Annotated in this window: 20 protein-coding genes and 1 other annotated feature; of the genes, 15 read left to right on the forward strand and 5 right to left on the reverse strand. The window is 36.5% G+C overall.

Features of this window, described 5'->3' with window-relative positions; genetic code table 11:
- Positions 1–108 precede the first annotated feature (108 nt).
- The 13 genes from IGI80_RS13295 (at position 109) to IGI80_RS13355 (ending at position 15,538) form a co-directional block, all read left to right on the forward strand.
- Positions 109–4,413, forward strand: a complete 4,305-nt coding sequence (locus IGI80_RS13295) for a bacterial Ig-like domain-containing protein (RefSeq protein ID WP_438723839.1) — start codon at positions 109–111, stop codon at positions 4,411–4,413.
- Between the two features lie 198 nt (positions 4,414–4,611).
- Entirely contained in the window at positions 4,612–5,313 is a 702-nt protein-coding gene (locus IGI80_RS13300) for a bacterial Ig-like domain-containing protein (RefSeq protein WP_002356634.1), read from the forward strand.
- Positions 5,314–6,750 (forward strand): helix-turn-helix domain-containing protein, encoded by a 1,437-nt coding sequence (locus IGI80_RS13305; protein ID WP_438723841.1) that lies wholly within the window; start codon positions 5,314–5,316, stop codon positions 6,748–6,750.
- A 243-nt stretch (positions 6,751–6,993) separates the two neighbouring features.
- Positions 6,994–8,181 carry an FtsW/RodA/SpoVE family cell cycle protein gene (locus IGI80_RS13310; protein ID WP_002356636.1) on the forward strand — a complete coding sequence of 396 codons (1,188 nt, stop codon included), beginning with the start codon at positions 6,994–6,996 and terminating at the stop codon, positions 8,179–8,181.
- A 24-nt stretch (positions 8,182–8,205) separates the two neighbouring features.
- Positions 8,206–8,565, forward strand: a complete 360-nt coding sequence (locus IGI80_RS13315; protein WP_002359675.1) for an arsenate reductase family protein — start codon at positions 8,206–8,208, stop codon at positions 8,563–8,565.
- A 5-nt stretch (positions 8,566–8,570) separates the two neighbouring features.
- Positions 8,571–8,885, forward strand: a complete 315-nt coding sequence (locus tag IGI80_RS13320; protein ID WP_023894593.1) for a glycine cleavage system protein H — start codon at positions 8,571–8,573, stop codon at positions 8,883–8,885.
- A gap of 53 nt (positions 8,886–8,938) precedes the next feature.
- Positions 8,939–9,186: a binding site (T-box leader), on the forward strand.
- Between the two features lie 113 nt (positions 9,187–9,299).
- Positions 9,300–10,337, forward strand: a complete 1,038-nt coding sequence (locus IGI80_RS13325) for a methionine ABC transporter ATP-binding protein (RefSeq protein ID WP_002356639.1) — start codon at positions 9,300–9,302, stop codon at positions 10,335–10,337.
- Positions 10,330–11,016 (forward strand): methionine ABC transporter permease, encoded by a 687-nt coding sequence (locus tag IGI80_RS13330; RefSeq protein ID WP_002356640.1) that lies wholly within the window; start codon positions 10,330–10,332, stop codon positions 11,014–11,016. Before IGI80_RS13325 ends, IGI80_RS13330 begins: the two co-directional genes overlap by 8 nt.
- A gap of 14 nt (positions 11,017–11,030) precedes the next feature.
- Complete coding sequence (locus IGI80_RS13335; RefSeq protein WP_002359679.1) at positions 11,031–11,849, forward strand: MetQ/NlpA family ABC transporter substrate-binding protein; 819 nt, start codon at positions 11,031–11,033, stop codon at positions 11,847–11,849.
- Between the two features lie 347 nt (positions 11,850–12,196).
- The gene (locus tag IGI80_RS13340; protein WP_002356646.1) at positions 12,197–13,012 is read left to right on the forward strand and encodes an isoprenyl transferase; all 816 of its coding nucleotides are present in this window, start codon (positions 12,197–12,199) and stop codon (positions 13,010–13,012) included.
- The gene (locus tag IGI80_RS13345; protein WP_002380622.1) at positions 13,009–13,809 is read left to right on the forward strand and encodes a phosphatidate cytidylyltransferase; all 801 of its coding nucleotides are present in this window, start codon (positions 13,009–13,011) and stop codon (positions 13,807–13,809) included. The genes IGI80_RS13340 and IGI80_RS13345 overlap by 4 nt, the downstream gene beginning before the upstream one ends.
- Before the next feature lie 763 nt (positions 13,810–14,572).
- The gene (locus IGI80_RS13350) at positions 14,573–15,223 is read left to right on the forward strand and encodes a diphthine--ammonia ligase (RefSeq protein ID WP_002370467.1); all 651 of its coding nucleotides are present in this window, start codon (positions 14,573–14,575) and stop codon (positions 15,221–15,223) included.
- Positions 15,224–15,310: 87 nt separating this feature from the next.
- Positions 15,311–15,538 carry a hypothetical protein gene (locus IGI80_RS13355; RefSeq protein WP_002356649.1) on the forward strand — a complete coding sequence of 76 codons (228 nt, stop codon included), beginning with the start codon at positions 15,311–15,313 and terminating at the stop codon, positions 15,536–15,538.
- An 84-nt stretch (positions 15,539–15,622) separates the two neighbouring features.
- Here IGI80_RS13355 and IGI80_RS13360 read toward each other — a convergent pair.
- Positions 15,623–17,016, reverse strand: a protein-coding gene (locus tag IGI80_RS13360) for an IS3 family transposase (RefSeq protein ID WP_438722946.1) whose coding sequence is annotated in 2 segments (ribosomal slippage) — positions 15,623–16,476 and positions 16,476–17,016 — 1,395 coding nt in all. Because the reading frame shifts where the segments join, the coding sequence is not laid out codon by codon here.
- 178 nt (positions 17,017–17,194) lie between these two features.
- Here IGI80_RS13360 and IGI80_RS13365 point away from each other — a divergent pair.
- The gene (locus IGI80_RS13365; protein WP_002362629.1) at positions 17,195–17,926 is read left to right on the forward strand and encodes an HAD family hydrolase; all 732 of its coding nucleotides are present in this window, start codon (positions 17,195–17,197) and stop codon (positions 17,924–17,926) included.
- A gap of 360 nt (positions 17,927–18,286) precedes the next feature.
- Here the strand turns inward: IGI80_RS13365 and IGI80_RS13370 are convergent, their stop codons facing one another.
- From IGI80_RS13370 to IGI80_RS13385, 4 genes are all read right to left on the reverse strand, one after another.
- Entirely contained in the window at positions 18,287–19,030 is a 744-nt protein-coding gene (locus IGI80_RS13370) for a DUF3862 domain-containing protein (RefSeq protein WP_438723843.1), read from the reverse strand.
- A gap of 222 nt (positions 19,031–19,252) precedes the next feature.
- The gene (locus IGI80_RS13375; RefSeq protein ID WP_438723844.1) at positions 19,253–20,062 is read right to left on the reverse strand and encodes a TPM domain-containing protein; all 810 of its coding nucleotides are present in this window, start codon (positions 20,060–20,062) and stop codon (positions 19,253–19,255) included.
- Positions 20,059–21,204, reverse strand: a complete 1,146-nt coding sequence (locus IGI80_RS13380) for a hypothetical protein (RefSeq protein ID WP_002359695.1) — start codon at positions 21,202–21,204, stop codon at positions 20,059–20,061. The genes IGI80_RS13375 and IGI80_RS13380 overlap by 4 nt, the downstream gene beginning before the upstream one ends.
- A 103-nt stretch (positions 21,205–21,307) precedes the next feature.
- Complete coding sequence (locus IGI80_RS13385) at positions 21,308–22,540, reverse strand: SPFH domain-containing protein (RefSeq protein WP_002356656.1); 1,233 nt, start codon at positions 22,538–22,540, stop codon at positions 21,308–21,310.
- A 207-nt stretch (positions 22,541–22,747) separates the two neighbouring features.
- On the opposite strand from IGI80_RS13385, the gene pbp4 reads away from it, so the two are divergent.
- The gene (pbp4, locus tag IGI80_RS13390) at positions 22,748–24,790 is read left to right on the forward strand and encodes a penicillin-binding protein PBP4(5) (protein WP_002356658.1); all 2,043 of its coding nucleotides are present in this window, start codon (positions 22,748–22,750) and stop codon (positions 24,788–24,790) included.
- Positions 24,791–24,810 lie beyond the last annotated feature (20 nt).

A 24,810-nucleotide genomic window follows, 5' to 3' on the forward strand; every position in this document is an offset into this window, starting at 1 on the left:
TATGAAAAGCTGTTTTTTTTTTTCGAAGATTCAAAAAAAATTAATCAATTGTTTCATTTTTAACAAGCTATTATTAGGTTATATGAATTTTATTGAAAGGGGATTAGTATGAAGAAAAAAACTTTTTCTTTTGTGATGTTGAGTATACTTCTCGCACAAAATTTCGGGTTTGCCGCAAATGCCTATGCTGTAACAACGACAGAAGCACAAACAGAGACCACTGATACAGCAAAAAAAGAGGCAGAGTTATCGAACTCAACACCATCTTTACCTTTAGCAACAACGAATACTTCAGAAATGAATCAACCAACTGCAACAACTGAATCGCAAACCACAGAGGCGAGCACAACAGCTTCCAGTGATGCTGCTACACCATCTGAACAACAAACAACGGAGGACAAGGACAACTCACTTAATGAAAAAGCCCTACCAGATGTTCAAGCGCCAATTACAGATGAACTACTTGAAAGTATGAGTCTTGCGCCGATTGGTGGAACAGAATACAGTCAAACAGAGGTTCACCGCGAATTAAATACAACACCGGTAACCGCTACGTTCCAATTTGCTGTTGGAAACACAGGTTATGCACCTGGATCAGTTTATACAGTTCAATTACCAGAACATTTAGGTTATTCAACTGTTAGCGGAGAAGTGACAGGCATTGGCGCAACTTGGGCAGTCGATGCGGCAACCAAAACATTAAGTATTACGTTTAATCAACGAGTTTCAGATACTTCCTTTAAAGTAGAACTAAAAAGTTATCTAACAACAGAGGCGGAACCATTAATCAAAATTGAAACTCCAGGAAAAAATAAAAAAACCTACTCGTTTGATTTATATGAACAAGTGGAACCAATTCAATATAACGAACGAACCAGAACGACGGGGTTAGATGGCGAAATTTTTTATAATTTAGACCGGACGTTAACTGGCAATCAAACATTAGAATTATTGACAACAGAGACGCCAGGCGCTGTCTTTGGAAAACAAGATAACTTGGAACCTCAAGTTTTCAGTTACGATGTCGACATTAATGGTCAAATTTTACCAGAAACGCAAACCCTGTTAACACCTGGCAAAGATTATACATTAAGCGATAATTCACTCGGGCGGATTGCTGTAACTGTTCCAAACATGAATCAACAAAAAGCCTATTCCTTATCGATTAATCGGACAATTTATTTAGAGAGTGCTTCGGACTATAACTACTTATATTCGCAGCAGTATCCAACCACAAAAATTGGGTCAATTTCTTTGAAAAGTACGACAGGAACTAAACAAACAACCGATTTTACTGCTAAGACGAGTCAAACAAGTAAAGTAATTGCTGATCGTGAAATGCGTAGTATGTCCTATATCAGTTTTCAAAGCAAAGGGAAATATTATGTAACAATTTATGGCACGTTAACAGAAACAAAAGTGGGTCAACAAATCGTATTAGAGAGTACAAACGGTCAAGAAATTAAGAATCCTAAATTTACGGCGTATGGTCCTTTATATGAAAATGTAAAATTGGAAGACTATTTTGATATTAAAACTGAAGGTGGCAAGCTCATCTTAACGGCCACAAAAGATAGCTATTTAAGAATAAATATTTCTGATTTAACAATGGATTTTGACAAGAAGGACATTAATCTATCATTAAGTACACCTGTAATTGGTCCCAATAAAGCCATTCAATTAGTATCCGATCAATATATTGAACCAATTAGTGTTGTTAATCCTTTGAATGCTGAAACTGCTTGGGGTAATTATGATCAAAATGGTGCCTATTCATCAAGAACAACTGTCTCAGTTATGGGAAGCAAAGAGACACCGATTCAAAATTTAGAAATTAAAGTAAAGCATCCTAATTATCTTTCATTGCGAGCTACAAAAGAAATTTATTTTTATTACAAGTTAGGAACGGATTATACAGTAACGCCAACGTCAGATGGTTCAGTTATTAAGTTCACTACGCCAATAACCAACGAAATCCAAATTCCAATTGGTTTTAATTATGTGCCCGATAGTTTGCCAAAAGATAAAAGTATCCCAGTCGATACGATACCGATAACAATGAGTGCTGAAGGTTTAACTCCAGTTGATACGACAGTAACTACTAATAGTAAGCGTGGTTCTGAACGAACACTTCAAAGTAGTAAAAATCAATTCCTTGTCAATGCACGAAATGATTCTTTTGACTCACTAAGCATCCGTACAAAAATTCCAGCTGGCGCCGATGTTCTTTTTGACATTTATGATGTTTCAAACGATCAGGTAGATTCAATTTATCCACAATACTGGGATCGTGGCTATTATTTTGATAAACCAATGTCACCAGACAGTCCTGGATACCCAACGATTACTTTTGACGAAAATACCAATAGTTACACGTTTGATTTTGGAAAAACCAACAAACGTTACATTATTGAGTATAAAAACGCCAATGGCTGGATCGACGTGCCAACTCTTTATATAACAGGGACAGCTAAAGAACCACAATCGAATAATAATGAAGGGTCTGCTTCGGTTTCTGTTCAAAATGAAGCGTTAGACATTTTGAGTGCAACACAAGCGGCGAATCCAACATTAAAAAATGTAACAAAAACGACAGTAACAACAAAAAATATTGATAATAAAACACATCGTGTGAAAAATCCAACGATTGAATTAACACCCAAAGGCACAACCAATGCTCAAATCGATTTGAATTCTATTACCGTGAAAGGCGTGCCAGAAGATGCTTATTCATTAGAGAAGACTACAAACGGTGCGAAAATTATTTTTAAAGACTATACATTGACAGAAAACATTACGATTGAATACAATACTGTCTCTGCAAACGCTGGCCAAATCTATACAGAAACAACAATCGACTCTGAAACATTGGACCAGATGTCTGCTAACAAGAAAAAAGTCACCACTGCACCAATCACATTGAAATTCTCAGAAGGTGATGCGGAAGGTATTGTTTATTTAGCAACTGCCACATTCTATACGCATAACATAGAGGATGAAAACCAAGCAATTGCGAAGGTTTCTTTTGAACTAATTGATAATGTCACGCATACAGCAACCGAATTTACAACAGATGAAAAAGGTCAATACTCCTTTGATGCCATCATGACAGGTGATTATACTTTGCGAGTAACGAATGTACCGCAGGAATATTCCGTGGATGAAGAGTATTTGACAGGAAAAGCCATTAAGCTGGTCAAAGGAGACAATCAACTAAAAATTCCATTAACTAAAACAATTGATCACAGTCGCTTACAAGTCAAAGATACAACGATTTATGTCGGCGATTCATGGAAACCAGAAGAGAACTTTGTTTCAGCGACAGACAAAACAGGCCAAGATGTCCCCTTCGAAAAAATCACTGTTTCAGGTCAAGTTGATACTAGCAAAGCAGGCGTTTATCCAATCGTATACAGTTACGAAGGTAAAGAAGAAACAGCTAATGTGACCGTCAAAGCCGACCAGTCTAAGTTAGAGGTCAAAGATACAACAATTTATGTGGGTGATAAATGGGAAGCAGAAGATAACTTCGTTTCCGCGACAGACAAAACAGGTCAAGACATTCCCTTCGAAAAAATTGACGTTCAGGGAACAGTGAATGTCGATAAAATAGGCGATTATGAAATTGTCTATAAAAATGGCACAAAAGAAGCGAAAGCAATCGTTCATGTCCGTGATGATAGTCGTTTACAAGTCAAGGATACAACGATTTATGTCGGCGATTCATGGAAACCAGAAGAGAACTTTGTTTCAGCAACAGATAAAACAGGTCAAGATGTCCCATTCGAAAAAATCACTGTTTCAGGTCAAGTTGATACTAGCAAAGCAGGCGTTTATCCAATCGTATACAGTTACGAAGGTAAAGAAGAAACAGCCCATGTGACCGTCAAACCCGACCAATCTAAGTTAGAGGTTAAAGATACAACGATTTATGTTGGTGATTCGTGGAAACCAGAAGATAATTTCGTTTCAGCGACAGATCGTGACGGTCATGCTATATCCTTTGATAAGGTTCAAGTAAAAGGGGAAGTTGATACAAAGAAAACAGGAGAGTACCAGATTTCCTATACCACTGAGCCAGTTAATGAAACCAAACCAGCTGTGCAGTCACGACTTTTCTCAATGTTTTCAAACGAAACACCTCGTCAATTGACGACAGTAGCAACTGTTCATGTGATTGATCGTAATCCTACACCACTACCAGATAAAAATGAGAACAACCAGACTAGTTCCTCAACGAATCAAACCACGATAAAAAGTAGTCAGTATGTCACACATATTGTGAAACCTGACAAGCAAGGACGTTATCCAAAAACGGGAGAACAAACTAATGGTCTATATCGTGTGCTAGGACTTGTTGTGTTACTTATTGTGATTATTAGTGGTATAGTCATCAAGAAGAAACGAAAATAATTAAATGAGCGTGGGGCAAAAGTTTAAAGTAACTTTTGTTCCACGCTTAAAAGATGAATAAGTGCATGAATGAGGGTAGCTGTTTCCTTGGAAAATAGGAAGTTTTACAAGTGACTTTTATTTTAAGAACACCTATTAGCAGGTTTTTTTGTTAAGATAGTTATTTTTATGAAATAGTTTGGAGGAATAATAAACGAGATGAACCAGCGAACTATTTATTATGGTAGTATCGGCACAGCCTTATTTCTTTCTTCAGGAATGTTGATTGCTTCAGTGAATAGCTATGCAAACGAAGCGACAACACCAGGCAAATACACCGTGACTTATGAAGTGGATGGCAAAATTGAAACAGCAACCATTACGGTCAAAGAAAATCAAACGGAACTTAAATTAAAAGACACGTTTTTAGGAGTTAATCAAGCATGGTCACCCTTAGACAATGTCGTTTTTCTAAAAGATAAAGAGGGTCGCCCTTTAAATTTAGAAAATGTAATTATAGAAAATAATGTAAATACTCAAAAAGTAGGCCTTTATTTTGTAACCTTCCGTTACGAGTCATACCTTTCTATTGCGAAGGTGTATGTCAACCCTACTAATTTTGCTGCAGAGGGGAATATGCTTGCAGAGCTTCCTTATAGTCAAGCAATGATTGGCCCAGAAAGGCCAATTATTGCCTCGAGACAGGACAAGGAGCAACAAACAAAACAGGAGAAAAAGAAAAATAAAATTGAACAGGAACGAGTAAATAAAAAGGTGCTGTTAAATGATGAGTTGTTGAAAAAAATAGATACGATAGCCCCAGTGGAAATTACTGGAGGAGCGGCAAGTGGGTCCTCTCAATTTGGCACCACTTTAAGCTTCCTGTCAGGCTCACTTTTGTATGGAACAAGGAGAGTTTAAATGGAATTCTTGTTATTAGATGATCGGGAAAATTTAAAATTAGCGATTATTAGAAAGTTAGAGCAACAATATTCATTTTCTGAACGAAAAGATCGTTTATGTAAGCAATTAGCTATTTCTCCTTATTTGCTAGAACGGAACATAACAGAAATCAATGCAGATTTGCAACGCTTTGGTCTGATTAATGAGATGGAAATCAGTGAAAAAAATAATGAAATTTTGTTATCTCAAAGCCTTCGTATTTCTTCAAGTATTATTGAAGAATATTATTTAAAAGACTCGTTAGAATTTAATCTATTAAAAACGATTTTCTTTCATCAGTTTACCTCAATCAAAAAATATGGTGAAAAGCACGGGATGAGTCGAACGGTTGTATATAAAATTGTTGACCATATCCGGAAAGAATTAGGTCAATACGGTATTAAGTTATCCAAAAATTTACAACTTAGCGGCAATGAAATGGCGATTAGACAATATTTTACTATGCTCTATTACCGAATTTACAAAGATTCTGAAGAATTATATAATCAAACAGATCTTCGCGCAGTGAACCAATTATTGGCTCAATTGAAAGGCTCTTATGAAAATATCACTAATTTTCATTTATTTAAACATTATGTATTGGTGGTGTTAGAACGAACGCAAAGAAAAGCTAATTATTTTTTATCCCAAGAAGAAAATCCATTCGCTTTTGATGAAGAAAGTTCGATTTATCAAGAAATTCAAAGTTGGATCAACGAAGTGATGAAGGCGACTCATGCAGAGAAAAACGCAGAAATTCAAGGAATTATCGGCAATTTATCGGTCTATCAAAGTGAACTCATTTCGGAACATTTGCTGAGTTCTCACAATGAGGCAATTACGGCTACGAAAACATTATTCTTTTCTTATATGCCGTTTACAATTTCGGACGAAGAATTTTATCAAGAAATTGTTCCGATTATTTATCAACATCGTTTTATTACGCCGTTCATCGATATCACCTTACGAATTATGGATTTAGAATTTTTTCAGGAACGCTACCCAATTGTTTTTAATAGCTGTCGTCAGTTTTTATTTGCGTTGGATTGCTCGGCGTTTGAGTTTAGTAAGCTTTCTTTATTTTTTGATTTGCTATTAGTGTTATCCCGTCTTTATGACCAAAGGAATGAAAAAAGCACGATCAATCTTTATGTGAATTTTACGCAAGGAGAAAAATATACTCAGTTTATCAAAGAACAAATCAAAATATTCGAATCTTTCAGCATTCACTTTCATTCAGCGATTCGACCAGATACTGATTTAGTAGTTTCGGATTATTTACCAAAAACGTTATTTTCAGTAAAATGTTTAATTTGGTTAGCGCCCCCGCGAGCCAGTGACTGGCAAAATTTTGGCAACGAAATTGTCCGAATTAATAAAGAGCTACAACAAACGAAACAAAGAAAAAGCGAATAAAAACAGTCGCAACGTGTTTTAGTTGCGACTGTTTTTTGTTACTGAATGTTTATAGTAAACTTTCTCATTATCACTGATGTAAAAAATTTTAAATAAAAGCCAAATAGGATTGAAGAAAAAGAAAAAATTGCTAGTGAAGGACCAATTCTCTAAAGTTTTTCTCAAATATAGTAGAATTCCTTTCTTTTCTTCTGTGAGAAAGATATAATAAAAAACGTATGAACAAAGGAAAAGGGATGACGAATGAATAGAAAAGAGAAAACAAATTTAGATAGTCGAATTGATTACGGCGTGATATTACCAGTTTTTCTTTTATCACTAATTGGTATGCTATCGCTTTACGTAGCGCTTTACAATGATCCAAGCAAACCTAAAATTGGTAGCTTGTTAATGAAACAAGGACTGTGGTATTTAGTCGGAGGATTAAGTATTGTCATTATTATGCATTTTAGCTCAAAATTACTCTGGCGGTTAACGCCCGTTTTTTATGCACTTGGATTAGTATTAATGGGATTACTACTGAAATTCTATGACCCCGTGCTAGCAGAGCAAACAGGTTCTAAAAACTGGATTCGCTTTGGTGGCACCACATTCCAACCATCGGAATTGATGAAGATTGCGTTTATTTTGATGTTGGCCTATATAGTGACCATGCATAATGTTAAATATGTGGACCGAACACTCAAAAGCGACTTTTGGCTAATCGCTAAAATGCTATTAGTCGCGATTCCGGTAATTGTTTTAGTACTTTTACAAAAAGACTTCGGGACGATGTTAGTTTTCTTAGCCATTTTTGGGGGAGTTTTCTTAATGTCTGGCATTACTTGGAAAATTATTGTGCCAGTTTTTATTTTAGCTGCTCTAGTGGGGGCAGGAACTATTTACTTGATTACAACAGAAACAGGTAGAGATTTATTGTCTAAGTTAGGGGTCGAAGCCTATAAATTTGATCGGATTGATTTATGGCTAAATCCTTTCCATACAGATCCAGATCGCTCATTCCAACCAGCGCTAGCATTAACAGCAATTGGTTCTGGAGGCCTTTTCGGAAAAGGCTTTAACGTGAGTGATGTGTATGTCCCTGTTCGTGAGTCAGATATGATTTTTACAGTTGTTGGTGAAAACTTTGGCTTTATTGGTGGCTGTTTCATTATTTTGTTGTATTTTATTTTAATCTACCGCATGATTCGCGTTTGTTTTGATACAAATAATGAATTCTATGCCTACATTGCCACAGGAATTATCATGATGATTTTGTTCCATGTTTTTGAAAACATTGGAGCGAATATTGGTTTACTACCATTAACTGGGATTCCATTACCGTTTATTAGTCAAGGTGGTTCTTCCATTTTAGGTAACATGATTGGGGTGGGCTTAATTATGTCCATGCGTTACCAACAAGAAACGGTTCGTACCAGAAGTGGTCGTTAAAGAAAGAAGAAAGAAGGGGTAGAAATGTACACACTTTATGAATATCCTAAATGCTCAACTTGTAAAAAAGCGAAAGCGTGGTTAGACCAACAAGGCGTTAAATACCAAGCAATTGATATTAAAGCAACACCGCCTAGTAGTGAACAATTAGCAAAATGGATGAAAGAGACCGGCTTGCCTGTTCGTCGTTTTTTTAACACAAGTGGGGTTTTATATAGAGAACAAGGCTTAAAAGATCTTGTTGACAGTTTTTCTATTGAAGAAGCAAGTCAGCGTTTAGCTGCGGATGGCATGTTGATTAAGCGTCCAATTCTCTTAAAAGACAATACATTTCTAACGAATGGTTTTAAAGAAGCAGATTACGAAGGAGTGCTTGGAAAATGAGTGAAATGAAACAAATCGATCAATTATGGATCTTACCAACAGAAGCAGGTTATAAAATTGGTTTAACCGCTGAAGCCCAAGAGGATTTAGGGAAGATTACTTTTGCAACATTTCCCAAAGTTGGACAAATATTAGCTAAAGGTGACTCTTTAATTGAATTAGAAGCAGAAAAAGCAGTCAGTGAATTCAGTAGTCCATTATCTGGTAAGGTAGTTGCGATTAATGAAGCGGCTGATCAAGAGCCAAGTGCATTAGATGAAGAAAATGCCTGGATTGCTGTTTTAGCAGATGTTGAACCAACAGAATTTGAAAATCTTTAGTCTTACGTTGACAAGGCCAATGATTATTGCTATAATTTTCTCAATCTAATCAAAAGAAAGCTTTGAAAAGAAGAGTACATGTTAAGGACGTTTGAAGAGAGCCCTGTTTGCTGAGAATGGGTAACAGATTTAAGATGGAAGATGGTCTTTGAGCAGAGTAAGTGAGCGAAGCAGTGAACTTACTACGGGGCGCCCGTTACAGCCAACGGTATGCGAAGAATCAAGTACCGTATGAGGTTATTATTGAGAAATAATAGCGAATTAAGGTGGTATCACGAAATGACAAACTTTCGTCCTTTTTGCTGTAATAGCAAAAGGATGGAAGTTTTTTTGTTTTTATTAAGCAAATTCGTTTCATAAAAAGTGCGAAACCTTCAAAATAAGAAAGTAGAACAGAAAGAAGAGGAGAACAAAATGGCATTAATTGAATTACGTCATGTAAAAAAAGAGTTTTCCGGTAAAGCGGGTAAAGTCACGGCTTTAAAAGATATTGATTTAACGGTTGAATCTGGTGATATTTATGGCATTATTGGCTATTCAGGTGCAGGAAAAAGTACGTTGGTTCGCTTATTGAATGGACTTGAAACACCTACAGAAGGTGAAGTAGAAATTCAAGGACAAGATATTGCATTGTTGCCAAATAAAGAACTACGAAACTTCCGTAAAAAAATTGGGATGATCTTTCAACATTTTAATTTATTATGGTCACGGACGGTCCTAGAAAATATCATGCTCCCATTGGAAATTGCTGGTGTTCCAAAACAAAATCGGAAAAGCCGCGCAGAAGAGTTAATCAAGTTGGTTGGTTTAGAAGGACGGGAAACCGCCTACCCAAGTCAACTCTCTGGTGGGCAAAAGCAACGAGTGGGGATTGCCCGTGCCTTAGCTAACAATCCTGATATTTTGCTTTGTGATGAAGCAACGAGTGCTTTGGATCCGCAGACAACTGATGAAGTGCTAGAATTACTACTAAAAATCAACCAAGAATTAAATTTAACGGTTGTATTAATTACCCACGAAATGCACGTGATTCGTAAAATTTGTAATCGCGTAGCTGTGATGGAATATGGTGAAATTGTTGAAGAAGGTAAAGTGATCGATATTTTCAAAAAGCCTCAAACAGAAATTGCGAAACGTTTTATCCAACAAGAAGCGGATAAAAACATTGAAGAAACGGAACTGGTTGTTGAAGAAATGTTGGAACAATATCCGAATGGAAAAATTGTTCGCCTACTTTTCCACGGCGAACAAGCGAAATTGCCAATTATCTCGCATATTGTCCAAGAATATCAAGTAGAAGTCAGTATTATTCAAGGGAACATTCAGCAAACAAAGCAGGGTGCAGTGGGTTCTCTTTATATTCAATTATTAGGCGAAGAGCAAAATATTCTAGCAGCCATTGAAGGATTACGTAAACTTCGTGTAGAAACAGAGGTGATTGGAAATGAATAATCGTGGCTTAGCAAGTTTCTTTGATTTTTCCCAAATTGATATAAGTAAACTACAAGAAAAAACGATTGAAACACTTTATATGACAGGAATTTCAATCATAGTGGTCGCCATTTTAGGGCTGATTTTAGGACTACTACTTTTTGAAACGTCAGGCAGAAAAGGGATTTTGAGCCGATTACTGTATTGGCTAGTGGCCATTTTTGTAAATATTTTCCGTTCGATTCCGTTTATTATCTTAATCGTTCTGTTAATTCCTTTTACAAAAATTATTTTAGGGAGTATGTCTGGTGTCAAAGGCTCCTTACCAGCATTGATTATTTCCGCAGCACCTTTTTATGCTCGCATGGTCGAAATTGCTTTTCGTGAAGTCGATAAAGGCGTGATTGAAGCAGCCAAAGCAATGGGGGCCAATCGTTTCCAAATAATTTGGAAAGTTCTATTACCAGAAAGTCTGCCAGCGCTTGTTTCTGGCTTAACCGTTACAACCATTTCTTTAGTGGGCTACACTGCAATGGCAGCTGCTATTGGAGCGGGTGGTTTAGGAAGTTTGGCGTATCAAGATGGCTTCCAACGTGGTCAAAATACAGTTACCTTAGTAGCAACGATTTGTATCTTAATTATTGTCTTTGCGATTCAATGGCTTGGGGATACAGTCGCTAAAAAAATAGATAAACGATAAATGGAGGGAATAAGATGAAAAAACGTACATTATGGTCAGTAATTACTGTAGCAGTAGCTGTCTTAGTTTTAGGGGCTTGCGGCAATAAAAAGAGTGATGACTCGGTCTTGAAAGTTGGAGCTTCACCAGTTCCACATGCAGAGATTTTAGAACATGTAAAACCTTTATTAGAAAAAGAAGGCGTAAAATTAGAAGTGACGACTTATACAGATTACGTGCTACCTAACAAGGCGTTGGAAAGTGGAGATATCGATGCCAACTATTTCCAACATGTGCCGTTCTTTAATGAAGCGGTTAAAGAAAATGATTATGACTTTGTGAATGCAGGTGCGATTCATTTAGAACCAGTTGGGCTTTACTCGAAAAAATACAAATCGTTACAAGAAATTCCTGATGGTTCAACGATTTACGTTAGCTCTTCCGTTTCAGATTGGCCACGTGTTTTAACGATTTTAGAAGATGCTGGTTTAATCACGCTGAAAGAAGGGGTAGACCGGACAACTGCTACTTTCGATGATATTGATAAAAATACTAAAAAGTTGAAATTCAATCATGAAAGTGATCCAGCAATCATGACCACTCTTTATGACAATGAAGAAGGGGCTGCGGTTTTAATTAACTCAAACTTTGCCGTGGATCAAGGATTAAATCCGAAAAAAGATGCGATTGCCTTAGAAAAAGAAAGTTCACCTTATGCCAATATTATTGCGGTTCGTAAAGAAGACGAAAACAACGAAAATGTAAAAAAATTAGTCAAAGTGTTACGTAGCAAAGAAGTCCAAGATTGGATTACGAAAAAATGGAACGGTGCCATTGTTCCAGTCAATGAATAAAAAGAAAAAGACAATAGAATAAAAACTTGAGGTCGGGACAGGCATGTTAAGCTTCAAGAAATAAGAAGAAAGTTCTGAAAGATGCTTTTTGTCTCTCAAGGACGTTCAGCTTATTTCCGAAGAAGCTGCTCCTGTCCCGTTGTTTATTTAAAATTTTAGAGCTAGGCAGATACATCATGTTGATTTACTTGCCAAGTCTAAGTTTTTTTCTTTTAAAAAAGGACTATAAATGATAAAGTTACAAGGAATTTCTTAATTATCAGGAAAATTCAGGGACTATGCATAGGCATTTGCATTAGTTATTGTTATAATAATTAAGATAGATTTTTTGGAATGGAGGGAAAAAGATGTTACGTTTTTTTCCGCAAAAAAATAAATATGTAGAAGAAGCAAGCCAGTACGCCTTTGATAAAGAAGGCCAAATTCCGCAGCACATTGCCATTATTATGGACGGAAATGGCCGGTGGGCACAGAATCGAAGACTGCCGAGAATTGCTGGACATAAAGAAGGCATGGATACGGTTAAAAAAATAACGAAGCATGCTAGTCATTTAGGCGTTAAAGTTTTAACACTTTATGCATTTTCAACGGAAAATTGGAAGAGACCAACAGATGAAGTCAATTTCTTAATGCAATTGCCTGTTGATTTTTTTGATACATTCGTGCCTGAATTAATTAAGGAAAATGTTAAAGTCAATGTAATGGGCTACCAAGAGTTTCTACCAAGCCATACGCAAGATGCTGTTAAGCGCGCCATTGAGCAAACCAAGGACAATACGGGCATGGTTTTGAACTTTGCTTTAAATTATGGGGCGCGTGCGGAGCTACTAACTGCCATGAAACAGATTGCTGCAGAGGTTTCAGAAAAAACATATACGGCAGATGAGATTACAGAAGAAACGATCGCAGATCACTTAATGACTGGCTTTTTACCCACGGAACTTCGTGATCCAGAATTGTTGATTCGAACAAGTGGGGAAGAGAGAATTAGTAATTTCTTGCTATGGCAAATTGCTTATAGCGAGTTGTTTTTTACAAAAGCATTATGGCCTGATTTTTCAGGAGACACTTTAGAAACCGCGATTGCTTCTTTCCAAAATCGTAATCGTCGTTTTGGTGGTCTAAAAGAAACTACAGAAACAGAAGGGAGCGATCCGCAGTGAGACAACGTGTCATCACAGCTATCGTCGCATTAATCATCTTTATTCCAATTATCTGGTATGGTGGTTTTGCAATTGAGATTGCCGCTGTTGCTTTGGCAGTAGTCGGCGTGTACGAGTTATTCCGTATGAAAGGATTAACGTTATTAAGTTTTGAAGGTGTTTTATCAGCATTAGGGGCCGTTTTTTTAGTTATCCCGACAATTAAATGGTTAAACTTTTTGCCGGAAATGCAAACAAATTTCATTTTATTTTATGTCACTGTAATGTTGTTGTTAGGTGCTTCGGTAATTTCTAAAAATACATATACGATTGAAGAAGCTGGCTTTCCAGTTATTGTCAGTTTATATGTAGGGATGGGGTTCCAGAACTTTATTAGTGCCCGTTCCGCAGGTTTTGAAGTCTTGTTATTTGCTTTATTCATTGTCTGGGCAACGGATATTGGTGCATATCTATTTGGACGCCGATTTGGTCGTCATAAATTGATGCCAGATGTTTCACCCAACAAGACAATAGAAGGTGCACTTGGTGGTATTTTATCAGCCGTCGTTGTAGCAGCGTTGTTTTTAGTTTTCACAGCTAATAAAGGGCTATTTCCTTATCCGATGCCGGTGATGCTCATATTGACGGTTCTATTTTCTATAGTAGGGCAATTCGGTGATTTGGTTGAATCTTCTATCAAACGTCATTATGGCGTGAAAGACTCTGGTAACATCTTGCCAGGACATGGTGGTATTTTAGATCGTTTTGATAGTTTATTATTTGTTTTCCCAATTATGCACTTATGTGGATTATTTTAAATTGATTAACAAAATTTAAAAAAGTATCGTCAAATAAGCAAAAATCCAGAAGAGTCTCTCTTCTGGATTTTTGCTGTTTATTGAGATAATGCGTGAAACACTGACAGGGTATGTTTGAGATAAGTTTAATTTTAAACATTCGGTGGTTTTACTCTTTAATTGACAATAGCCTTCTCTTTAAAGAGAAGGCTATCTAACGAATCAATATTATTATTTTAAAGTTGGATCAGACTATTTCTAGTATTCAAGTATTTTTCATTTAAGCGATGTATTCCCTACCTCTAATACATCCTTGTGTCTCTCTAGACACGCCAGTTTTGAATAAAATCATCAAAACAATTGAATGGTTCGTTTAAAAATATTTTTCGTGTTCTAAATATTATAACATAAAACTCGTCAACTGACCACTAGCTGACGAGTTCATAATTTTTCCAGATAAATAGACAGCCGTTTTCCGCCGACTGTCTAAGATTAAGATAGATTTGTAAAGAAGTGAATAAATGCTTCCTACTATCTCTTTATAACATGAGGAAAAGAAAACTGCAAAAGATAGCTGTGTTTTTTGAAAAAAAGATCAGCTGGTTTCCGCCAGCTGATCATCCGTTGAAAAGAGATATAAAGAAGTGAATAAAGCTTGCTTTACCTCTATTTTATACCATGTTTTGATTCAAATAACTATTCAGTATTAGTTATACTTAAATAATAAATATGTATACGGATGTATTGTTTTGAGGTATAGTCATAGAGAAAAGAGGGAACGTTTATGAAAAAATTTTGTTTAAGTTATAGCTCTGGTAAAGATTGTTTATTGGCGATGGATCGATTGGTACAAGCAGGAAATCAGCCAGTTGCGTTAGTGACAACATTAAGTGATGAAATTAATCGTTCTTGGTTTCACGGCATACCAATCTCCGTCTTAGAAGCAGCAGCCGAAGCGTTAGATTTACCACTTGTTATATCACATAACAATGAAACAAATTACACAGAAAAAGTGGTTGAGGCACTGCAGGAAACCAAAAAATTAGGTGCAGAAACGGTTTGTTTTGGCGATATAGATATTGAACAAAATGGTGCTTGGGATCGCCAAGTTGCATTAAGTGCTGGGCTTGAGCCACAATTACCTCTTTGGCAGGAGAATCGCGAAGCACTTGTGAAAGAATTCTTGGCAAAAGGGTACACAGCAATTATCAAAACGGTCAGCAAAGAGGCAGGTATTCCAATAAAATTTTTAGGAGAACCGTTAGATGAAACATTTATCACGTACCTTAAAGAGCATCAATTAGATATTTGCGGAGAAAACGGGGAGTACCATACGTTGGTAATTGACGGCCCGCTATTTAAAAAGAGGCTCAATTATTATACTTCAGGAATTTATGAAAGTCCTTATGCTTATTCTTTGATTATTGATGCTTAAATGAAAGTAAAAGGACACAAGCTGCCACTTTTTCTAGGGATATGCTATAATTGACTTAAGAAAAGTAGAGAAAGTGAGTGGTTAATTATGGAAGAAACTGTCTTTTTTAATTTAGGAAATGCCCTTGCTTCAAAAAGAGACCAAAAAGAATTAATTAAAGAAGCCCAAATTGCGAAAGATACTCGAAAGATTCCAGGAAAACTGATTATCGTTGAAGATGAAGAAAATGGTACCCATATTTTATTTGAATTAGCTGATCAAACAGAACCGTCTACTGAAACAAAAGAATTCAAAGTGAAAAAAGTGATTGATTAATAAAAAAGCAACGAATTTTTCTAAATTTGTAGTGAGACCCGAAAGTTAGACCGAATACCGACTGGAGAAATCTGGTCGGTATTTTTATGCGACGAACCGTTTACGGAATTGAACGGGACTGCACCCTAGTTTTGTCTTTATTCGTTGATGATTATAATAATCAATCCATTCCTCAATTGCTTGTTCTAGTTCTTCGAAACTAGAATAAATAATGCCATGGTAGGTTTCTTGTTTTAGTAAACCAAAGAAATTCTCCATAGGAGAATTATCAAAACAATTGCCTTTTCGAGACATACTTTGAAAGATCTGGTGACTGGTTAATTGCTTTTTGTACTGCTTCATTTGGTACCCCCAACCTTGGTCAGAATGAAAAGTGCGCCGATATGGACAATCTTGCGTTTTATCAATGGCTTCTTTTTGTGCCTCAAGAATTGCTTTGGCATTCGGCTGTTTAGAAATACGGTAAGACAAGATTTCACCATTAAATAAATCAAGAAAAGGATCTAAATAGAGTTTTTTTATTTGAATCTTTCCACTTTGATCACGTTCATAATACTTAAATTCAGAGGTATCTGTTGTTAGCTTTTGATGGGGTACTGAAGTGTAGAAACGACGATGTAGACGGTTTTTTTCGCCATAGCCAACGGTTCCTTTGTAGGAATTATATTTTCTTGATTTACGAATAAATTTTGTCCCTTTTAGGCCAAGTTTACGCATAAGACGACGAATTTTTTTATGGTTTACGTTCAATCCTTGTTCTTTTAAAGCTAATTGAATACGGCGATAGCCATAGTTTCCTTTGTTTTCGTCAAAAATTTTCTTAATCAGGGCTTCTAATTTTTGATTGGGATTTTTTCGCTCAAATCGCTTTTGCCAATACATATACGTCGCTTTAGGAAATTTGGTTGCTTCCAGTAAGATTGTTAATCGGAATTTTTTTCGGAGTTCGTGGATGATTCGGGCATCTCGTTCTTGAGTCGTTCCGGGATATTCATTCCTAAAGCGCGGAGCTTTTTTATGAAGGCTAGTTCCGCTCGCAATAGTTCATTTTCATGTTCTAATTCTTGTTCACGTGTTCGTGTTTTTTTCACCTGAACGGGTTTCTTTTTCTTTGACATAGAAGGTCTTCCTTTCTGTTTTGGTGAAAGCCCTTCTATGCCTGTTTCTAGAAATTTCTGGTGCCAAGCCAAGACTAAGGTATCGTTTGGCAGACCATATTTCAATGCGACAGTCAGATAAGAGTCACCACTCGTTAAATAATAGTGTATGACATCCCGCTTGAATTTGGAAGAGTAATGTTGGTAATTTACTCTTCGATGAAGTGCGTTAAATCCAAATTTCTCGACTGTTTTAACCCATTTACGAACAGTCGAAAGTGAAGCAATATCAAATTGATTCGCTAGTATTCGATAACCTCCTGCGCCATTTTGGTAAGCTTCTACTACTTTTTTCTTGAATGCATAATCGTATTTTGCCAATTTAAATACGCCTCCAAAGTTAGATTTTTTGGTCTAACTTTGGGGGCGCACTACAATTCGTTGCTTTTTTATATTTTTTTACACAAATGATACAAAAAGAATATCAAAATCAAATAAATGATTAGTATACTTGAAGAAACAAATAGGAAGCAAAGCAAACGTTTTGAGGTGTTCTTTCATGGAAAATCGAGGAATTTTATTTGATAAAGATGGTACGTGTATTCGTTTTGACACTCTTTGGCAAGCAGGTTTGCAAGCTTGTTTTGAAACACTAAGTATGTTAGCCCCTCATCATTCAGCAGAAATAAAAAAGATATTAGCTATTCAGGAGCAACGTTTTTTGCAAAAACATTTACTTGATGAAGTCCTTTATCAGGAACTTTATCAGGAATTGGCGCAATTTGAGGAATTAGTCGAACAGGGAATCAGCAGTCGATGGCTGGAGCAATTTTTTTATGATTATTTACGAAAAAATCTGAAAAAGATTGAACCAATTGGTGATTTAAAACAGTTATTTCTTGAGCTAAAACGGAAGAACTATAAAATTGGATTAGCAACTTCAGATACTTTGCCAGCGACTATGTTGATTATGGAATATCTTGGTTTAACAGAAATGTTTGATTTTATTGCGACAGGAGATCGTTACTTACCGAAACCAGATGCGGACATGCTCCAAGCCTTTTGTCAGTCATGTCAATTGAAGGCGACAGAAGTAATTATGGTAGGTGATTCGCTCGTGGATGTTTTCATGGGAACTTGTCATGGTAAAGCAGGAATTGGTGTTTTAACCGGCAACTGCCAGTCAACTGATTTTGAAAATTTTGAAGTAGCTTATTTTCGTGATATCCATGAAATACCTTATCAAGAATTATGGGAAAATACCAAGAAGAAAAAAATCTATTATTTTTGATATATGTATTGTGAAAAACGTTTCTTTTATTCGAGTATCTAAGCAAGCATACTAGTGTATTTCAATAAAATACCATGATGTTCATAGGTTTTATAATTTCAGCTCACAGATTTTTGTTCAATAAGAAAAAAATTACAACTAAAATAGAAAACGAGCGTGGGACAAAAATCACTTTGGATTTTTGTCCCACGCTCAAAAACTGATAAACGGCGGGAACAGAAGCAACACTTTCGGAAATAAGCCGAAAGTGACTTTCTCACACAAGTGTTCGGGATATCTTAATCCTTACCTACGTGGTGCTCGGAGTTAAACACTTCTGTCCTGACTTCGTTGTTAATATTTTACAATGACAAGTTTTTCTTATTTTAATCCTGAACTTGATTTAGAAATTGCATTTCCATTAGAAAAAGAAACCGTAACAGTAGCACCTAAATCACCATCTAAGTTTTTCATCCAGATTAAAGTATCATTTTTTTCACCATTGATATTTGTAGAAGTAATCCCTGTTGGATCTCCTAAATCTTTTCTAGCTTGTTCTTCAGAATATGAACCATCAGTAGCAATGTTATTTACTTGGTCTGCAGTAACTTTATCATGTTTTGCAACCTTCAAGCCACTTACAGATTTGCTCGCTGCTTTGCCATCAGAGAATGAAACAGTAATAGATGCAAGAAGATCACCACCCTTGACATTTGTCCAAGATAGAGTAGTGGTAGAGATGCCTTGGATATCTGTTGTAGAAGAAGAGGCTGGTTCACCTAAAATTGCTTTTACTTCATCTTCTGTAGAACCGCCTTCGCTGCTGTTCATAATATCACCGACATTAATTTTATCGTAAGTTGCTTTTAAATCAGAGTTATCTTTCGATTTATCTTCTGATTTCTTTTCAGAGCTTTCTTTTTTTGTATCATTTTTTGAACTATTCGTAGCTTTTGAAGTAGAGGCTTCTGTTTTCACTTCTTTGGTATCATTGCTTGCTTTTTTATCCTCTTTGCCAAGACCACTACCAGCAATCCCCAGTACAATAACTACTACAACCCAAAACCAAATTTTCTTATAAAATGGTTTTTTTACTTTTCCTTCATTTGAATCATTTTTTTTCATTTTCACTTTCCCTCCCATAGTTTAGTTAATGATTTGTAGCGCTTACTAAATAGTTGAAAACAATCCCCAATTAAATAACTTTGGACTACAAATCACTTAGTTTAAATGAAAATAAGTATACCGCCATGTGTAAAAATAACACACCACAGTATACTTATTTTATCATTATTTCATAAAAATAACACCATTATTTTTATGAAATAATTAAAAAAGATAAAAAATCTAAAAACTTCGACCGCCGCCACCGAATGTGCCGCCGCCAGTTGAGTGGGTGGTGCTACCACCACCGCCCATTCCGCCACTGCCGCCATTGTTTTTAGGAATACGACGCGTAGTGATGAAAGAGTTGGTTAACTGATCTGTGCGGGAGGTTAAGTTTAAAGTTGTTTTTTCCCTAAAGGGATATTGATAACTTGAAAATTTTAATTGATATTTAGAAATATTAATGCCTAAGAAGACCAAACTGAGTATCAGCGCAGCAGCAAAAGCAATTACCATTTCCAGCGGGGTAATGACTTTATAACGAGTGATTTTACCTGTTTCGCTGTCCACACGATAGTGCCCCCCAGGAACCCCTTTATTAACAAATGCTTGAGTTTCCTGAACAAAGGTTTGAGCAGCCGCGAAATAATTTCCTTGACTCATATTATCCCATATTTTATCTAAGGTATCATCAATTCGTGCATCTGTCATATAATCAATCATGTTTCCAGAAGTAGAGATGTAGATTTTCCGTAAGTCCATATCAATGAGAAAAAGAATCGCATTTTGGTCCTTGCCAACTTTATTTAAAAGATAATGATCTGCATAGTCTTGTTCATCGCCATAGGTATTATTATTTGTGGTCACAATAAAGACAGAGGCTTTTGTTTTTTCTTCTAAAGGTTGTATCTCTTGCTTTAGTTGGTTGATTTGATCAGGTGTCAGTAATTGTGCGTCATCATCAATTGAATTTTCAGCCGCCGAAACGGGTAGGGCAAGGCCAAAAGCAAGAAGTATTAGGAAAAAAATAGGTAAAAGTCGTTTTTTCATAGGAAATAACCTCCTAATAAAAAGAGTGCTAAGAGTCCAGCGAAAATGCCTAACGTTGCTAGTCCTAAACGAGTGTAACTAATTGGAAGCACACCGCTTACTTTACCTGTTTGTCCATTCATGGCATAATAATAAACTTTTTTTGATTGTTCCTGACTGCGATAGGTGACTAACCAAATTGGCAAAAGCATATAGTGATTATTTTCTTGGTTTAGAGAAATATCCGTGCGAACATTTGTCAACGTAGTATAACCAGAAGCAGAGTCCCGTAACAATGATTCCGAATAATCTTGTAATTCTTGTTGGACGTGTTTTTTGATTGCTTCATATTCAATATCGCGTTTTTCTGCTTGAAAACCTGCTAGGTATTGGCTTTTGAAAGGCACTGCTTGATCAATTAAAAATGGTTGAACGCCTTCCACCATTTTTTGTTGGACGTTTTTTGACAAGGCATTTTTAACTAATTCTTTAAACGATAATTTTCCTGAACGTCCCACATTGAAACGTTTTGTTTCGGTGTATTCAATATCACCTACGCGCCAAATGCGAATACTTGTGCCAGTAGCTTGCAGTTGTCCGTCGACTTCTGCATCAACGACCCAATAGGGGAAGTAAACCCCAGTTAATTTATCGATTTGATTTTTGCTGAAAAAATCTCGGGGAATGAACCATTTTTTCTTGGTCCAAGCGAGAAATTTTTCAATCGCTTCGTCTTTTTCAATTGTAAAGGGTAAGACGTTTTCTGGTAAAAATTCGCCACTTAATCGACCAGCCAAGACAACTGGATTATGGCAATAATAACAGTATGTGGCAGCCGTTGTTGCATCGGTGACAATTTGAGCGCCACAGCTTGGACAATTAAAAATTTCCATTGTGCCTGCATCTGCAGTTGTTTCATTCTCAGTGGTCTCTGTTTGTTGCGTAGCGGAGGATTCTTCTTCCGCTGTGAAAGTCAAATTTTCCTCGGCAGTCGTTGTTGAGGGATTCTCTAAATGCGCCTCATGTTGCTGTTGCTCATAACGAGTCACTTCTTCTTCCGTGTAAATATTTAAACAATATTCACAATGAAATTTTTGATCTTTGGGATTAAATAAGAGCGGGCCGCCACAGTTGGGGCATTTATGGGTAAATGTTGTTTCCATTGCAACCGTCCTTTCTAATAGAGTGAGTAAATAACAGGAATCTGATTCAAAGAAAAAGGGTAGACTTGTGCCTGACCCTTTTCTTTAATTGTTCACTACTTGCTTATAAAGGAACCCCTTGGAATGGTTTACCACAATGTGGACAGAACTTAGGAATACCATTACTTAAGTCAACAATTTCGCTACATTCACTACATTTCATTTCTAATTTTGGTTTTTCGTTTGTTGGTTTTGGTGTACCACAGTTTGAACAAAACTTCCCAGTGTTTTCAGTCCCACATTGTGGGCAAGTCCAAGTGTCTGTAGCCCCTTGTGCATTTTGCTGGTTTTGTTTTTCTTGCATTTGTTGTTGGTTTGTTTGAGATGCTTGCGCAAAGTAGTTGCCATTCGCATTCATGCCCATACCAACGCCCATAAAGCCGCTCATTGCGCCACCTTCATTTTTACCAGCAGCCTCCATACCACGAGCCAAGGAACCTTGAACATAGCCTTCGCGAACACCTGGATCGCTGAGCATAGCACCTTCATTTCGCATGTTGATTAATTTTGTTGAATCATCTGTATAAGAAATGCTCGCAACTGCTACAGAAACAATTTCCATGCCGCGATTGGTGCGCCAATCCTCGTCAAGCGCAGTTTGCATATATTTACTTAATTCAACACTTTTTGAGGGAACATAAGAAATACGTTGTCCATCAGCAGACATTTGATTGATGGCTGCTTGCAATGCTGTAATGAACTCTGCCAAATATTGTTCATTAATATCATTAATATCTACTTGCGTTTGATTTTTAGGAATCGCATTAGTATAAAATAGTAAAGGATCTGTAATTTTAATTGAGTAATTTCCGTGTGCACGTAAGAAAAGTTCGGCATTATAAAAATTATCAAAATAGTTTAATGGCGCAGGTGTTCCAAATTTAATGCCTTTAATTTCTTGCAAGTTAATATAAAAAACTTGTTGTTTTTGTGGAGTTACGCCACCAAATTTGAAACGACTGAAGGTCTCTGCAATCGCATCTTTTAAAGAACCGTTAAACATTGAAGGCGCAGAATCATTTTTGACTGTATAATAGCCTTCTTCAGCAGTGTAATCGATGATTTTGCCCCCATCGACAAGAAGCATCATCATGTTGGGATAGACATGTACAACAGAACCATCTGTTAAAACATCGTCCGTTCCTTTACGATTAGAACCACGTTTATCATCTTTACGTACAAAAACACCTTTTGTCATGACGGTTGTGTCTCCCATATTATCAGGTTCAATAACCTCTAGCCATTGATCGGCCAAGCCACCGCCAACTGAACTTGTTGCTGCTTTAATAAGTCCCATGTTCATTCCTCCTAATAAAAAACTAATTGTTACAGCTAGTATACCACACAATGAATGCAGAGAAATCCAACGAAAGCCTGATGAAATGGAAAAAATTGATCAAACTTTATTAAGAAATTAAAAAAAGTATAGGTGAAACACAAGCATTTTAAAAAAAGTTACGTATAATAGAAGAAAAGACATACTATATAGTTAGGGGATTATTGAATGGAACGAAGCAATCGTAATAAAAAATCTTCAAAAAAACCACTTATTCTTGGTGTTTCTGCCTTGGTTCTAATCGCTGCTGCCGGTGGCGGGTATTATGCTTATAGTCAATGGCAAGCCAAACAAGAATTAGCCGAAGCGAAGAAAACAGCTACTACATTTTTAAACGTATTGTCAAAACAGGAATTTGATAAGTTACCGTCCGTTGTTCAAGAAGCTAGCTTAAAGAAAAATGGCTATGATACTAAATCTGTTGTTGAAAAATACCAAGCAATTTATTCAGGGATTCAAGCAGAAGGAGTCAAAGCTAGTGATGTTCAAGTCAAAAAGGCGAAAGACAATCAATACACATTTACCTATAAATTATCGATGAGCACTCCTTTAGGCGAAATGAAAGATTTGTCTTATCAATCAAGTATCGCCAAGAAAGGCGATACCTACCAAATCGCTTGGAAGCCGTCTTTAATTTTTCCAGATATGTCAGGAAATGATAAAATTTCGATTCAAGTAGATAATGCCAAACGTGGAGAAATTGTCGATCGTAATGGTAGTGGGCTAGCAATTAACAAAGTGTTTGACGAAGTGGGCGTAGTGCCTGGCAAACTCGGTTCTGGCGCAGAAAAAACAGCCAATATCAAAGCTTTTAGTGATAAATTCGGCGTTTCTGTTGATGAAATCAATCAAAAGTTAAGCCAAGGATGGGTCCAAGCAGACTCCTTTGTACCAATCACAGTCGCTTCTGAACCAGTGACAGAATTACCAACAGGGGCTGCGACAAAAGATACAGAGTCACGTTATTATCCGCTGGGGGAAGCAGCTGCGCAATTAATCGGGTATACGGGCACCATTACTGCAGAAGATATTGAAAAAAATCCAGAGTTAAGTAGTACGGGCGTAATTGGTAAAACTGGTTTAGAACGAGCGTTTGATAAAGAATTAAGAGGGCAAGATGGTGGCTCACTAGTTATTTTAGATGACAAAGAGAATGTCAAAAAAGCTTTACAAACCAAAGAGAAAAAAGATGGTCAAACGATTAAATTAACGATTGACAGTGGCGTACAACAACAAGCCTTCGCTATATTTGACAAACGTCCTGGTAGTGCGGTCATTACCGATCCTCAAAAAGGCGATTTATTAGCAACGGTTAGTTCACCTTCGTATGATCCTAATAAAATGGCCAATGGTATTTCTCAAAAAGAATATGATGCTTACAATAACAACAAAGATTTACCATTCACAGCACGTTTTGCGACAGGCTATGCACCAGGCTCTACCTTTAAAACAATTACCGGTGCCATTGGTTTAGATGCAGGGACATTGAAGCCAGATGAAGAGCTAGAAATTAATGGTTTGAAATGGCAAAAAGATAAATCTTGGGGCGGCTATTTTGCGACACGTGTAAAAGAAGCAAGTCCAGTCAATCTGCGTACCGCTTTAGTTAATTCAGATAATATTTATTTTGCCCAACAAACATTACGGATGGGAGAAGACAAATTTAGAGCGGGTCTTAATAAATTCATTTTCGGTGAGGAACTAGATTTACCAATTGCCATGACGCCTGCTCAAATTTCAAATGAAGATAAATTTAATTCTGAAATTCTTTTAGCAGATACGGGCTACGGTCAAGGTCAATTGTTAATTTCGCCAATCCAGCAAGCTACCATGTATAGTGTTTTCCAAAATAATGGAACATTAGTCTATCCAAAACTAGTTTTAGACAAAGAAACGAAGAAAAAAGACAATGTAATCAGCGCCAACGCAGCGAATACAATTGCCACAGATCTTTTAGGTAGTGTGGAAGATCCTTCAGGTTATGTTTATAATATGTACAATCCGAACTTCTCATTGGCTGCTAAAACAGGAACAGCTGAAATAAAAGATAAACAAGATACAGATGGCAAAGAAAACAGTTTCCTTCTAACGTTAGATCGTAGTAACAATAAATTCTTAACAATGATTATGGTTGAAAATTCAGGAGAAAATGGTTCTGCAACAGATATCAGTAAACCATTAATTGATTACTTAGAAGCAACCATTAAATAAAAAGAGAAAATGAACGAAAC

The sequence above is a fragment of the Enterococcus sp. DIV1420a genome (assembly GCF_051712165.1).
GTDB lineage: Bacteria > Bacillota > Bacilli > Lactobacillales > Enterococcaceae > Enterococcus > Enterococcus faecalis.